At 64.6% G+C, this 13,787-nt stretch carries 15 protein-coding genes; 4 read left to right on the top strand and 11 right to left on the bottom strand.

The window, feature by feature from the left end; all coding sequences use genetic code 11:
* Positions 1–5: 5 nt before the first annotated feature.
* Complete coding sequence (gene frc, locus GW587_RS09730) at positions 6–1,259, bottom strand: formyl-CoA transferase (RefSeq protein WP_166101736.1); 1,254 nt, start codon at positions 1,257–1,259, stop codon at positions 6–8.
* A gap of 28 nt (positions 1,260–1,287) precedes the next feature.
* Entirely contained in the window at positions 1,288–2,997 is a 1,710-nt protein-coding gene (oxc, locus tag GW587_RS09725; protein ID WP_166101734.1) for an oxalyl-CoA decarboxylase, read from the bottom strand.
* A gap of 137 nt (positions 2,998–3,134) precedes the next feature.
* On the opposite strand from oxc, the gene GW587_RS09720 reads away from it, so the two are divergent.
* Both GW587_RS09720 and GW587_RS09715 read left to right on the top strand, forming a co-directional pair.
* On the top strand, positions 3,135–3,743 hold the full coding sequence (locus tag GW587_RS09720) for a Crp/Fnr family transcriptional regulator (protein ID WP_166101731.1): 609 nt from the start codon (positions 3,135–3,137) through the stop codon (positions 3,741–3,743).
* A 196-nt stretch (positions 3,744–3,939) separates the two neighbouring features.
* Entirely contained in the window at positions 3,940–4,107 is a 168-nt protein-coding gene (locus tag GW587_RS09715) for a hypothetical protein (RefSeq protein WP_166101728.1), read from the top strand.
* 68 nt (positions 4,108–4,175) lie between these two features.
* Here the strand turns inward: GW587_RS09715 and GW587_RS09710 are convergent, their stop codons facing one another.
* From GW587_RS09710 to GW587_RS09695, 4 genes are all read right to left on the bottom strand, one after another.
* Entirely contained in the window at positions 4,176–5,189 is a 1,014-nt protein-coding gene (locus GW587_RS09710) for a 2-dehydropantoate 2-reductase (RefSeq protein ID WP_166101725.1), read from the bottom strand.
* 17 nt (positions 5,190–5,206) lie between these two features.
* Entirely contained in the window at positions 5,207–5,974 is a 768-nt protein-coding gene (locus GW587_RS09705) for a fumarylacetoacetate hydrolase family protein (protein ID WP_166101722.1), read from the bottom strand.
* Between the two features lie 104 nt (positions 5,975–6,078).
* The gene (gene oxlT, locus GW587_RS09700; RefSeq protein ID WP_166101720.1) at positions 6,079–7,410 is read right to left on the bottom strand and encodes an oxalate/formate MFS antiporter; all 1,332 of its coding nucleotides are present in this window, start codon (positions 7,408–7,410) and stop codon (positions 6,079–6,081) included.
* Between the two features lie 206 nt (positions 7,411–7,616).
* Positions 7,617–7,949, bottom strand: coding sequence for an HAD family hydrolase (locus GW587_RS09695; protein WP_166101717.1), 333 nt, complete (start codon positions 7,947–7,949; stop codon positions 7,617–7,619).
* A gap of 118 nt (positions 7,950–8,067) precedes the next feature.
* Here GW587_RS09695 and GW587_RS09690 point away from each other — a divergent pair, with 118 nt between their 5' ends.
* Positions 8,068–8,991 (top strand): LysR family transcriptional regulator, encoded by a 924-nt coding sequence (locus GW587_RS09690; protein WP_166101715.1) that lies wholly within the window; start codon positions 8,068–8,070, stop codon positions 8,989–8,991.
* 9 nt (positions 8,992–9,000) lie between these two features.
* On the opposite strand, the gene GW587_RS09685 is transcribed toward GW587_RS09690, so the two are convergent.
* Genes GW587_RS09685 through frc (GW587_RS09670) form a run of 4 tightly spaced genes read right to left on the bottom strand, consistent with a single transcriptional unit; the run spans position 9,001 to position 12,165 of the window.
* Positions 9,001–9,390, bottom strand: coding sequence for a DUF1801 domain-containing protein (locus tag GW587_RS09685; protein WP_166101713.1), 390 nt, complete (start codon positions 9,388–9,390; stop codon positions 9,001–9,003).
* Between the two features lie 42 nt (positions 9,391–9,432).
* A complete protein-coding gene (locus GW587_RS09680; RefSeq protein WP_166101711.1) occupies positions 9,433–10,377 on the bottom strand; it encodes a histone deacetylase family protein in 945 nt (314 codons plus the stop codon).
* On the bottom strand, positions 10,374–10,895 hold the full coding sequence (locus GW587_RS09675) for a TIM barrel protein (RefSeq protein ID WP_166101709.1): 522 nt from the start codon (positions 10,893–10,895) through the stop codon (positions 10,374–10,376). The genes GW587_RS09680 and GW587_RS09675 overlap by 4 nt, the downstream gene beginning before the upstream one ends.
* 22 nt (positions 10,896–10,917) lie before the next feature.
* Entirely contained in the window at positions 10,918–12,165 is a 1,248-nt protein-coding gene (gene frc / locus GW587_RS09670) for a formyl-CoA transferase (RefSeq protein ID WP_166101707.1), read from the bottom strand.
* A 267-nt stretch (positions 12,166–12,432) separates the two neighbouring features.
* Here frc (GW587_RS09670) and GW587_RS09665 point away from each other — a divergent pair, with 267 nt between their 5' ends.
* Positions 12,433–13,413, top strand: a complete 981-nt coding sequence (locus GW587_RS09665; RefSeq protein WP_166101705.1) for an NAD(P)H-quinone oxidoreductase — start codon at positions 12,433–12,435, stop codon at positions 13,411–13,413.
* A gap of 114 nt (positions 13,414–13,527) precedes the next feature.
* On the opposite strand, the gene GW587_RS09660 is transcribed toward GW587_RS09665, so the two are convergent.
* Positions 13,528–13,782 (bottom strand): formate dehydrogenase subunit delta, encoded by a 255-nt coding sequence (locus GW587_RS09660; protein ID WP_166101704.1) that lies wholly within the window; start codon positions 13,780–13,782, stop codon positions 13,528–13,530.
* Positions 13,783–13,787 lie beyond the last annotated feature (5 nt).

Genomic DNA, 13,787 nt, shown 5'->3' with positions numbered 1-13,787 from the left:
GGATGTTATACCGCCGAGGCGGCGTGCAGCGCGGCGATCTCCTTGGAGCTGTAGCCCAGGGTTTCCAGCACCTCGTTGGTGTGCTCGCCCAGCAGCGGCGAGCCGGTGATTTCCACCTTCAGGTCGGAGAACTTGATCGGGCTGCCCACGGTCAAGTACTTGCCGCGTTCCTTGTGGTCGACTTCGGTGATGGTGCCGCTCTCGCGCAGCGACGGATCGTTGGCCAGTTCCTTCATCGTCATCACCGGCGCGCAAGGAATGTCGAACTTGCGCAGGATGTTGACCGCTTCGAACTTGGTCTTGTCCGCCAGCCAGGCCTCGATGGTGCCGAAGATGTCGAAGATTTTGTCCTGGCGCGCCGAGGCGGTCATGTAGGCCGGATCCTCGATCCACTCCGGCTTGCCGATGGCTTTGCAGATCGGCGCCCAGGCGTGGCCCTGGATGGTGAAGTAGATGTAGGCGTTCTTGTCGGTTTCCCAGCCCTTGCACTTGAGCACCCAGCCCGGCTGGCCGCCGCCGCCGGCGTTGCCGCCGCGCGGCACCACATCGGTGAAGCTGCCGTGCGGATATTGCGGATACTCTTCCAGGTAGCCGATGCGGTCCAGGCGCTGCTGGTCGCGCAGCTTGACGCGGCACAGGTTCAGCACGCTGTCCTGCATCGACACGGCCACCTTCTGGCCCTTGCCGCCGTTGCGGTTGCGGGCGTGCAGCGCGGTCAGGATGCCGATCGCCAGGTGCATGCCGGTGTTGCTGTCGCCCAGGGCGGCGGCGCTGACGGTCGGTGGGCCGTCGTCGAAACCGGTGGTCGAGGCGGCGCCGCCGGCGCACTGCGCCACGTTTTCATACACTTTCAAGTCTTCGTAGTGGTGGCCGTCGCTGAAGCCCTTGACCGACGCGACGATCATGCCGGGATTGAGTTCGCGGATGTGCTCCCAGGTGAAGCCCATGCGGTCCAGCGCGCCGGGGCCGAAGTTTTCCACCAGCACGTCCGACTGCTTGATCAGGCGGGTCAGCACTTCCTTGCCTTCCGGGGTCTTGGTGTCCAGGGTCAGCGACTTCTTATTGCTGTTGAGCATAGTGAAGTACAGCGCATCGACGCCGGGAATGTCGCGCAGCTGCGAGCGGGTCACGTCGCCGGCGCCCGGACGCTCGACCTTGATCACGTCGGCGCCGTACCAGGCCAGCAACTGGGTGCAGGCGGGACCGGCTTGCACGTGGGTGAAGTCGATGATCTTGATGCCTTCTAACGGTTTAGTCATGGTAAGTCTCCTGTAGTTTTAGTGACGCTTACTTCTTGCCTGCGGTGCTGGGGTTCAGGTTGGTCAGGCGGCCGCTCTCGGTGCCCGCCGTTTCGTCGATGACGGCGTTGATCAGCGTCGGCTTGCCCGATGCGATCGATTCCGTCAGCGCCTTGGTCATTTCCTCCGGCGTGGTGACGTTGTAGCCGATGCCGCCGAAGGCTTCGATCATCTTGTCGTAGCGGGCGTTCTTGACGAACACGGTCGGGGCCACGTCGGGGCCGCCGGTCGGGTTGACGTCGGTGCCGCGATACACGCCGTTGTTGTTGAAGACGATGGTCACCACCGGCAGGTTGTAGCGGCAGATGGTTTCCAGCTCCATGCCGGAGAAGCCGAAGGCGCTGTCGCCCTCGATCGCCACCACCGGCAGGCCGCTGGTCACGGCGGCGCCGATCGCGTAGCCCATGCCGATGCCCATGATGCCCCAGGTGCCGGAGTCGAAACGCTTGCGCGGCTCGTACATGTCGATGATGCTGCGGGCGAAGTCCAGCGTGTTGGCGCCTTCGTTGACGACGTTGATGTCGGGCCGGGTCTTCAGCACGTCGCGGATCGAGCGCAGCGCGCTGTGGAAGTTCATCGGCGACGGATTCTGGTTCAGCATGCCGGCCATCTTGGTCAGGTTCTTGTCCTTGCGCTCGGCGATCGAGCCGGTCCAGGCCGGGTCGGGCTTGCCGTGGCCGCCGCTACGGATGCCTTCCAGCAGCGCCGACACGCAAGAGCCGATGTCGCCGATCAGCGGCGCGGCGATCGCCACGTTGCTGTCGATCTCGGTCGGCGAGATATCGATCTGGATGAACTGCTTCGGACCGCCCCAGGTCTTGCCCTTGCCGTGCGCCAGCAGCCAGTTCAGGCGGGCGCCGACCAGCACCACCACGTCGGCTTCGGCCAGCACGTAGGAACGCGCGGCCGAGGCCGATTGCTCGTGGGTGTCGGGCAGCAAGCCCTTGGCCATCGACATCGGCAGGTAGGGAATGCCGGACTCCTCGACCAGCGCGCGGATGTCGGCGTCGGCCTGGGCGTAGGCGGCGCCCTTGCCCAGCAGGATCAGCGGTTTCTTCGCGCTTTTCAGCAGCGTCAGCGCGCGCTGCACCGAGTCCGGCGCCGGCAGCTGGCGCGGCACCGGATCGACCACCTTGACCAGCGACTTGCGGCCATGGTCGGCGTCGATGACCTGGGCCAGCAGCTGCGCCGGCAAGTCGAGGTAGACGCCGCCGGGACGGCCGGAGACGGCGGCGCGGATCGCGCGCGCCACGCCGATGCCGATGTCCTCGGCCTTGTTGATGCGGTAGGACGCCTTGGCGTACGGCTTGGCAGCGTTCAGCTGGTCCATCTCTTCGTAGTCGCCCTGCTGCAGGTCGACGATTTCGCGTTCGCTGGAGCCGCTGATCAGGATCATCGGGAAGCAATTGGTGGTGGCGTTGGCCAGCGCGGTCAAGCCGTTGAGGAAGCCCGGCGCCGAGACGGTCAGGCAGATGCCCGGTTTTTGCGTCATGTAACCGGCGATGGCGGCCGCGTTGCCAGCGTGCTGTTCATGACGGAAGCCGATGAAGCGCATGCCTTCCGCCTGCGCCAGGCGCGCCAGGTCGGTGATCGGGATGCCGACCAGGCCGAAGATGGTGTCGATGTCGTTGTGCTTGAGCGCATCGATTACCAGGTGGAAGCCATCGGTCGTTTCGGCTGACTGTGTGCTATTGGTCATGATGATTGTCTCTTATATTTGGTTTAACAAAGAAGCTGAGGCCATCATAGCGACGCACTTTGTTTTTGCTCATTGACCGCGGTCAATTTTCAAAGGAAGATGTCCAACATTTCAAAATAAGTATCGATCGATTCGCCATGACGCTGCTAGCCAACCATCCCGAACGCAACATCCTCCGCGTGCAATTGCGGCAGAACATCGTGCTGAAAGAACTGCGCGAAAGTGAAATGGCCGCGCTGGAGCCCTACCTCACCGTGATCGACTACAACAAGGGCGATCTCCTGCTGAACCAGGGTGTGCACGAGATGGAGCAATACTTCATCCTGGACGGCATCCTGAAACGGGTGGTGACCAGCCAGGAGGCCAAGGAAATGATCCTGCGCTTCTCGGCCGAGCGCGACATCGAGACCAGCTACGCCGCCTGGCGGCTGAAGACGCCGACGCCGTACAGCATCGTCTGCGTGACCAAGGCGCGGGTCGCCAAGCTGGCGATGCCGCAATGGGTTGCCTTCATGGAAAGCCATTCGCAGCTGAAGCACAGCTTCGAATACGAGGTGATGCACCTGATGAGCGAGATCATGGGCCACACCATCACCCTGCACCTGCTCGACGCGCCGGGGCGCGTGCACCGCTTCATGCGCAAGCACAGCGAAATGCTGGAACGCTTGCCGAAGAAACAACTTGCCTCCTACCTCAACTTGTCGCCGGAAACCCTGAGCCGGCTGAAAAACCAAGGCAAGATCTAGCCTTGTCTTGACCGCGGTCAAGAAACCTGAAATTAGGAATATCAAGAAAAAGGCCGTTTGCCATAGGGCACATTCATGGTGGTGATACCTGATATGCGTCGTCGCAATTGGCGATGCTGCGGTGCGCTACCTATACTGAATTCATCCCGAACCCAAGCAACGTCGGCAACGATTCTTAACTTCAGAGGAAATCATCATGACCACGATCACCACCAAGCAAGCAGTGCCAGAAACCTTCACCCCAGCAACTCCATTCAGCCTGGCGTTCATCATCGAAACCCTGTTCGCCGTCAACCTGCGCGAGAGCCTGGACAAGGACACCAAGGGCGACAAGAGCGACGCCGCCTACACCTGGGGTATGTAAGATGCAACGCCCAACGGACGTCCTTGTGGGACGTCCGTTCCTCTACGATGGCGGCTGGGCCCGATAGGCTATGCCGCCATTTTTTGCAGCCTGACTTGCCCTTGTTCATCCGTCATGGTCCGCTCCAGCAGCTTGACCAGGGCGTAGACCGCGTCGATATGCGGCGTTGCGGTATCGGTAAAACGCCCCAGCTCCATCACCGAACCAACTAACGCGTCGATTTCCGGACCGCGTCCCGCCTCGATATCCATCAGCATCGACGTCTTGTGACGGCCCACCTTCTCGGCGCCGGCGATGCGCTTGTCCAGCGTGACGCGGAACGTCACCCCCAGCTTGCCCGCCACCGCTTCGGCCTCCTTCATCATGTCGGCCGCCAGTTCCCGCGCCAGCGGATACTGGCAGATGCCTTCCAGCGTCGCGTGGCACAGCGCGCTGATCGGGTTGAAGCTGAGGTTGCCCCACAGTTTCAGCCAGATCTCGGCGCGGATGTCGTCCAGCACCGGCGCCTTGAAGCCGGCGCGCGCGAAGCAGTCGGCGATGGCCTGCACCCGCGGACTGTGCGAGCCGTCCAGCTCGCCCAGCGGAAAACGCTCCCCCTCGACATGCCGCACCACGCCCGGCGCCACCAGCTCCGAGGCCGGATACACCACGCAGCCGATCACCCGTTGCGGCGGAATCAACTGCGTCAGCCGGCCGTCGGCGTCGACGCTGCGCACCTGGCGGCCCTCCAGCTCGCCGCCGTGGCGGTGGAAATACCAGTACGGGATACCGTTCTGCATCGTCACCACACAAGTCTCCGGTCCGAACAGCAGCGGCAGTTGTTCCGCCACCGCCGCCACCTGGTGCGCCTTCAGCGCCAGGATCACCAGGTCTTGCGGCCCCGGTTCGGCGTAGTCGTCGGTCGCCGCCACATCGGCCGCCACCTGCTCGCTGCCGTCCTGGGCGATCAGCTTGATGCCTTTGTTGCGGATCGCCACCAGATTGGCGCCCCGCACCAGAAACGTCACCTGCTCACCCGCCAGGGCCAACCTGGCCCCCACCAATCCTCCTATAGCTCCCGCCCCTACAATGGCGATTTTCATTTGCGGCTCCTTGGTTTTTACTCAAAACGGTTACTGAGCTTCCCAATGCCGTCGATCTCGACCTCAACGATGCTGCCCGGCCGCATCGAACCGACGCCGACCGAGGTGCCGCACAACAGGATGTCGCCCGGATCGAGCGTCATGTCGCGCGAAATCAGACTGACCAGCTGGGCCGCCGAGAACACCATGTCGTTGATCGGGTAGTCCTGGCGCACTTCGTTGTTGAGGATGGTCCGCACCACCAGCATGGCGGGGTCGAGGCCGGTCGCGATCACCGGCCCGAACGGGCAGAAGGTATCGAAACCCTTGGCCCGCACCCATTGCGGAAAGGTCGGATCGCGCTTGATGATGTCGTTGACGGTGACGTCATTGGCACAGGTGTAGCCAAAGATGTGGTCCGGGGCGTCGGCCTCGGACACGTTGAAACAGGTCTTGCCGATCACGATCGCCAGCTCGCCCTCGAAGGCGACCTTGCCCTCGCACAGGGGCTGGCGGATGGTGGCGCCGGGCGCCAGATAGGAATTCGGGGTCTTCAGCAAATACAGCGGTTCGGGCGGCGGCTCCAGGCCGAGCTTCTTGCCCAGCGCGTGGAAGTTGTTCCACATCGCCAGCACCTTGCCCGGCACCACCGGGTTCAGCAGCTTGACCTCGTCCAGCCGCAGCGTGTAGTCGGTGGGCGACGGGGCGTCGAACATGTCGCCCTGGTAGATGCGGATTTTGTCGGCTTCCACCGTGCCGAAGCGGACGGTGTCGAAATGTTGGAAGCGCAGCCAGCGTCTGATCATGTTGTTCTCGTTTTATCAGGGGCGCCGGCGCGCTGCCGCCCCGCCGCTAGAGCAGCAGCGGGGGCGGCAACAACAATGGCCGGCGCGGGTGGTTCAAGGGAAGACTAGTTGGCCAATCGTGCGGCGGCCGTCAGGTCGGCGCCTTCCGGCGACACCACCGGCGTGACGGCGGTGTCCATGAAGCGCTTGCGCATCGGCTTCAGCACCCACCAGGCCATGATGGCGGCGGCCGCGTTCAGGCCGCAGCCGACGAAGAACACCGCTTCCCAGCTGCCGGTCGAGGCGGTGATGATGCTCGACAGCGGCACGAAGATCGACGCGGTTCCCTTGGCGGTGTACAACAGCCCGGCGTTGCCGGCCGCGTTCTTGGTGCCGAAGGTGTCGGCGCAGGTGGCGGGGAACAGGCTGTAGATCTCACCCCAGGCGAAGAACACCAGGCCGGTCAGGATGACGAACATGATCGGGTCGCGGCCCCAGTAGTACAGCGCCAGGATGCCGACCGATTCCAGCGCGAAGGCGATGAACATGGTCTGCTCGCGGCCGATCTGGTCCGAGACCCAGCCGAAAAATGGTCGCGTCAGGCCGTTCAGCACCCGGTCGATGGCCAGCGCGAAGGTCAGCGCCGGCAGCACCATGCCCATGACGTTGAAGTTGACGCCGTCGATCTTGAAGTCCTTGGCGATCGGGCCCATTTGCGCGGTCGCCATCAGGCCGCCGGCGGCCACCAGCACGAACATCACATACATGACCCAGAACACCGGCTTGCGGATGATCTGCGAGGGGCCGAAGTCGGCGCGGGCCTGCTGCACCTTGGTCTGCTTCTTGAGCGCGCCGGGTACGTGGGCCGGCGGACGCACCATCAGCAGCGCCAGCAGCATCACGATCGCGCCCTGGCCGATACCGAAGGCGAAGAAGGTGGATTCGTAGCCGCTCTTGGCGATCATCATCGAGATCGGGATGATGGTCGCCGCCGACCCCGCCCCGAATCCCGCCGCCGTCAAACCCGCCGCCAGGCCGCGACGATCCGGGAACCATTTCAGCGCCGAGCCGACGCAGGTGCCGTAGACCGCGCCGGCGCCGATACCGCTGATGGCGGCCGCGATGTAGAGCATGGTCAGCGAATCCGCGAAGGAATTCATCACCCAGCCCAGCGCGCACAGCAAGCCGCCGAACAGCACCACCGGACGCGGACCGAACTTGTCGACCGCCCAGCCTTCCACCGGGACCAGCCAGGTTTCGGTCAGGATGAAAATGGTAAAGGCGACCTGGATGGCGGCCTTGCTCCAGCCGTACTTGTCGGCGATGGGGTTGACGAACAGTGTCCAGCCGTATTGCAGGTTGGCGATCATGGCCATACAGACGATGCCCATGATTAACTGCATCCAGCGGTACGAAGGAGGCCTGACTACCGGCGCGGTATCATCATCGTGCTTCATTTCGTTATCTCCATATAATTTTTTATGTTGGACCGTGTCTGGTTGACCGCGCCAACTATGCTTGCTGTCCCGGTCATCGCGGACGCTAAAAAATCCGATCGACGCGATGATTGTGGAAGAAGCAAAAACCGATATCCTTGACCGCGGTTAAGTTTCGACATTCTTTCATTTATTTCAAGCGAAAAGTATCCCCGGCGCGCGTTTGGTCAAAAACCAACGTCGCCATGTTGCAGCACCGCCCAGTTGGTGACGGCGGGGTTGGCGCCGGCGGCGCTGGCGGTCTCCATGCAGCCCTGCATGGTGGTCTGGATGGCGTTGACCAGGAACTCGGCGTCGTACACCTTGAGCATGTGCGGATGCTGGTTCTCGACGTAGCGGCGCAGGTGGGCGCGCTGGCTCTCGACGCACATCTGGCAGTCGTAGTCGCTGCTGTCCCAATGCCAGCGCAAACCCAGCTCGTGGAAGGCGGCGTTGTAAGCCTGACGCTGCGCGTCGGCCAGACCTGCGGTGTCGGTGTGCAAATAGCTGATGGCGTTCATGGGTCTCTCCTCGGTTGGCAAAATTGTCTGTTGACCAATGCATCGTAGGGGGTAACAATGATTAGGTATAGTTAAAGGTTTTTGGCATATCCATCCACGATCATGAATACATAACCCGATGAAACACGCGACCTTGCGCCAGCTGAAAGTATTTGAAGCGGTGGCGCGCCACCTGAGTTTTTCCCGCGCCGCCGCCGAACTGCATCTGACGCAGCCGGCGGTGTCGACCCAGATCAAGACGTTGGAAGGTCACGCCGGCCTGGTGCTGTTCGAACAGCTGGGCAAGAAGGTGTACCTGACGCCGGGCGGCGCCGAGCTGCTGTATCACAGCCGCGCCATCATCCAGCAGTTCCAGGAGGCCGAGGACGCGCTGACGCAGTTTCGCGGCATCGCCGGCGGCAAGCTGAACGTGGCGGTGATCAGCGCCGGCGATTATTTTTTCCCGCGCCTGATGGTGGAGTTCGCGCGGCGCCATCCCGGCGTCAAGCTGAACCTGACGGTGCACAACCGCGCCGAGCTGCTGGAGCAGCTGGTCAGCAACCGCACCGACCTGGCGGTGATGGTGCGGCCGCCGCAGCAGGCCGACGCCACGCACGCCGCGTTCGCGCCGCATCCGTATGTGATCGTGGCGCCGCCGCAGCATCCGCTGGCCGGCAAGCGCCGCATCGCCATCGACACCATCGTCGACGAACCGTTCGTGGTGCGCGAGCGCGGCTCGGACACATGGAACTCGATGGAGGACGGCTTCGGCCCCTATCTGGAGCGGCTGAACGTGACGATGGAGATCCGCAGCACCGAGACCATCAAGCAGGCGGTAATAGCCGGCATGGGCGTGGCGTTTTTATCGGCGCACACCATCAGCCAGGAGCTAAAGGCCGGCAGCCTGGTGGTGCTGGACGTGGCCGGTTTCCCGGTGATGCTGAACTGGTTCGTGGTGCATCGCAAGAACAAACGCCTGCCGCCGGTGGCGCTGGCGTTCAAGCAGTTCCTGCTCGCCGACGGCGCGGCGCTGATCGAGCAATACCTGGCACCGGCCGGCTGAGTCCCTGCTTTACACGTAAGGCAGCCATTGCTCCAGGATGGCCTTGAACGCCGGGCGCTTGGCCTCGAAGTCCTCCATGCCGCTGAAGCTCAACGAGGCGCGGTCGCCGCCGTGCCATGTGAGCAGCTGGCGCGGATCGTCTATCGATACCGTTTCACGCCGCACCTTGGCGCCGAGATGCAGCACCACGCCGACGCCGCCCTTGACGCGCAGGTTGGTGGTGGCGAAATACTCGCTGGTGCGATAGCTGGGGGCGTTCCACTTGATGCCCTCCCGCACTGCGGGACCGAGGCTCAGCGCCAGTTCACGGATCGCCTGGATCTCCGCCTTGAATGGATGATCGAGCGCCGTCATGAACTGATCGACGGCGGCGGAGGTGTCCGAGGGTTTGGTATGCATGCGCATGGCGTCGAGGGGGCGGCTGGCGCGCCGGGACACCCATTATAAGCCTCCCATCAGCGCGCGGACGTGGGCCGCCGCGCCGCCCGCCAGGCCGGCGGCGCTGTAGCCGCCTTCGAGGATGGAGACGATGCGGCCTTGCGCGCTTTCGGCCGCCACCGCCATCAATTCCTCGGTGATCCAGCGGAAGTCGTCGTCGTCGAGCTTGAGGCCGGCCAGCGGGTCGTCGCGGTGCGCGTCGAAGCCGGCCGAGATCACCAGCAGCTGCGGCTTCCACGCGCGCAACGCCGGCAGCATGTCGAAGCGGACCCGGTCGCGGAACATGGCCGAGTCGCAGCCCGGCGGAAGCGGCACGTTGAGGATGTTGTTGCGGCTGCCGGTCTCGCTGCGCAACCCGGTGCCCGGATACAGCGGCGACTGGTGGCACGAGGCGTAGAACAAGCCCGGCAGCGGCGCGAACGCGGCCTGCGTGCCGTTGCCGTGGTGGACGTCGAAATCGACCACCGCCACCCGCTCCAGCTCGTACGCGCGGCTGGCGTGCGCGGCGGCGATCGCGGCCTGGTTGAAGATGCAGAAACCCATCGCCCGGTCCGGCTCGGCATGGTGGCCGCAAGGCCGCGTCGCGCAAAAGACGTTGACCGCTTCGCCCAGCATGACGTCGTCGACGCCGGCGCAGGCGGCGCCGACGCAGCGCATCACCGCCCGCCACGAGCCCGGCGACAGCAAGGTGTCGCCGCCGTCCAGCGGCACCGTGCCGCGCAGGGGCACCGCCTCGCAGACGGCGTCGTAGTAATCGGCATCGTGGATCAGCTCGGTCTGGGCGCGCGTGCCCAACGGCGCCTCGCGCCAGTCCAGCGCGGCGAATTCGCCGCCCTTCAAGGCCTCCAGCACCACCGCCAGCCGCTGCGGCGATTCGGGATGGCCCTCGCCCGGCTGGTGGTCGTAGCAATCGGCGTGGGTGTAGACCCGGGTGTGCGCTTTCTTCATGCATGCTCCTGCAGGAAAAGATTGTCCGAGCCGGTGTCGCGGATGATCGCGCGCGCCTGCTCGTCGTCGGTGATGAAATCGTCCTGCGGCCCGATCAGCAAGGCGATGCCGTGCGGCTTGAGCAGCGTGGCGGCGTAGCGCAGATTCTCGACCAGCGTCTGCCGCGCCAGCGCCGGCGCCACTTCCGGCAGCGGCAGCCCGGCCAGGCAGCGCAGCTGATGCACGCCCAGCGGCCGGGCGTAGCGGATCGCCTCCTCGACGCCGTAGCGGAATTCCCGCACGCGTGAAGGATGGCAGGCGATGCCGCGCTCGCCGCCGCCCCAGTCGCCGGCCGGCAGGCAGTATTGCACCAGCCGCAGGCCGTGGCTGCACAGCCGGTGCGCGATCTGCTCCACCGGGTACGAGTACGGGAACAGGAACTCCACGCCGTCGAAGCCGGCTTGCGCCGCCGCTTCGAAACGGTCGAGGAAGACCAGCTCGCCGAACTGCGTGTTCAGGTTGGCGGCGGAGGTGTGCATGATGCTGCTCCCATGGCCCGCATCAGATCACACACTCGTCGCGCAGCGCGGCGATCTGCAGCGCGCTGTAACCCAGCTCGCCCAGGATTTCGTCGGTGTGCTCGCCGAGCAGCGGCGAGCGGGTGATCTCGGTCGGGCTGTCGGACAGCTTGATCGGATTGCCCACCGTCAGATACTTGCCGCGCTCGGGATGGTCGACCTCGACGATGGTGCCGCTGGCGCGCAGCGACGGTTCCTCGGCGATCTCCTTCATCGATAAGATCGGGCCGCAAGGGATGTCGAACTTGTTGAGGATGTCCATCGCCTCGAACTTGGTGTGCTCGCGGGTCCACTCCTCGACCGTGGCGAAGATGGCCATCAGGCGCGGCAGCCGCGCCCGCGCGGTGGCGTAGTCGGGATCGGTGATCCAGCCTTCGCGTCCGATCACCCTGCAGATCGCCGGCCACACCGGCGCCTGCGCGATGAAGTAGATGTAGGCGTTCGGATCGGTCTCCCAGCCCTTGCACTTGAGGATCCAGCCCGGCTGGCCGCCGCCCGAGGCATTGCCCGCGCGCGGCACCGAGTCGCCGAAAGTGCCGGAGGCGAATTGCGGGTATTCCTCCATGGTGCCGTTGCGGTCCAGCCGCTGCTGGTCGCGCAGCTTGACGCGGCACAGGTTCAGCACCGCGTCCTGCATCGAAGTGTCGACCTTCTGCCCGCGCCCGCTGGCGTTGCGTTGGTACAGCGCGGTGACGATGCCCAGCGCCAGATGCAGGCCGCTGCCGCTGTCGCCGATCTGCGCGCCGCTGACCACCGGCGGGCCGTCGTCGAAGCCGGTGGTGGCGGCCGCGCCGCCGGCGCACTGGGCGACGTTCTCGTAGACCTTGCAGTTCTGGTACGGGCCGGGGCCGAAGCCCTTGACCGAGGCCACCACCATGCGCGGATTCAGTTCCTGGATGCGTTCCCAGCTGAAGCCCATGCGGTCCAGCGCGCCGGGCGCGAAGTTTTCGACCAGCACGTCGCAGTCCTTGATCAAGGTCTCCAGCACCTGCTTGCCCATGGCCTTCTTGGTGTCGAGCGTGATCGAGCGCTTGTTGTGGTTAAGCATGGTGAAATACAGGCTGTCGACCCCGGGAATGTCGCGCAGTTGCCCGCGCGTGGCGTCGCCCTCCCCGGCCCGTTCGACCTTGATCACGTCGGCGCCGAACCAGGCCAGCAACTGGGTGCAGGTCGGACCCGACTGCACATGGGTGAAATCGAGGACACGCACTCCTTCTAACGCTTTGCTCATTACAGTCTCCAAACATTTATAATTTTTTTGACAGTATGCATCAATGCTCCGCATAGCTGAATCATTCATTGTGCTGCGGCGCGGCATACGCTGCCCGACGCCATGGATGGCCCATCATAGGCAGCGGCCGAGAAAACTCTCATTGACCCCGGTCAAGATTCGCAAGATGGCCGCGGCGCCCCTGTATTGGGGAAAATTGACGGCGGTCATGGAGATTCGCGCCGCCCCGCGCCTACCATCGGTCTCCCCATCACAGAAGAGGACACCATGCGCGCCATTGAAATCACCCAGCCCGGAGACCCCGAGGTGCTGCAACCGTGCGAGCGCCCGCGCCCGTCGCTGTTGCCGGGCCAGGTGCTGATCAAAGTCCACGCCGCCGGCATCAACCGGCCCGACCTGCTGCAGCGCGCCGGCAAGTATCCGGTGCCGGCCGGCGCGTCGGATCTGCCGGGGCTGGAGGTGGCGGGCGAGATCGTCGCCGGCCATGTCGGCGACAGCGGTTTCCACATCGGCGACATGGTGTGCGCGCTGGTCCAGGGCGGCGGCTATGCGCAGTATTGTGCGGCGGAGATCGCGCTGTGCCTGCCGATCCCGCGCGGCCTGACGCCGTTGCAGGCGGCTTCGCTGCCGGAGACCTTCTTCACGGTGTGGAGCAATGTGTTCGACCGTGGCGCGCTGGCGCCGGCCGAGACGCTGCTGGTGCAGGGCGGCACCTCGGGCATCGGCGTGACCGCGATCCAGTTGGGCAAGGCGCTGGGCCATCGCGTGTTCGCCACCGCCGGCTCGGACGAAAAATGCCGCGCCTGTCTTGAGCTGGGCGCGGAGCAGGCGATCAACTACCGGACCGGGGATTTTGTGGCGGCGGTCAAGGACGCTACCGGCGGCAAGGGCGTCGACGTGATACTCGACATGGTTGGCGGCTCGTATGTGCCGCGCGAGATCAACTGCCTGGCAGATGACGGACGGCTGGTGTTCATCGCGTTGCTGGGCGGCTCGCGGGCCGAGGTGCCGCTGGGGCAGATTCTGCTGCGGCGGCTGACGATGACCGGGTCGACGTTGCGTCCGCGTCCGGTGGCGTTCAAGGCGGCGATCGCGCGCCAGTTGCGGGCGCGGGTCTGGCCGCTGATCGAGGATGGCTTGATCAAGCCGGTGATCTACCGCACCTACCCGCTGGAGCAGGCCGCCGAAGCGCACGCGCTGATGGAAACCAGCGCGCACATCGGCAAGGTGATGCTGCAGGTGGCCTAACCCCAACAGCGATGGGGGTCAGACCCCGCAGGGGTCTGACCCCGGTTGGCCGTGCGGGGTAAAGGCCAGCAGCACCACGAATCGCCAAGACACGGTGCCCGATTTATTGATGCGCTACCCCGCGACCGCCTTGCGGGGTAAGGCCGGCGTCAAGCGCGCCACATTGGCGCGGAGTGCCGCCAGCACAGGCGGATGCAGCCCCTCCCCCTCATTCAACTCAACATGCTCCAGCAACTGCCGCCGCATCGGCGGCGCCCAGTAGCGCTGCAAGTGGCTGGCGATCTCGCCGCCGGCCTCCTCCTGATCCGGGTAGGAGGAGAAGAAGGTGCCGATCTGGTTGGCCATGGTGACCAGGTGGAGTATTTTCATAATCT

Source organism: Duganella aceris, from assembly GCF_011090165.1.
GTDB lineage: Bacteria > Pseudomonadota > Gammaproteobacteria > Burkholderiales > Burkholderiaceae_D > Rugamonas > Rugamonas aceris.
This window is presented reverse-complemented; position numbering and strand designations above follow the sequence as displayed.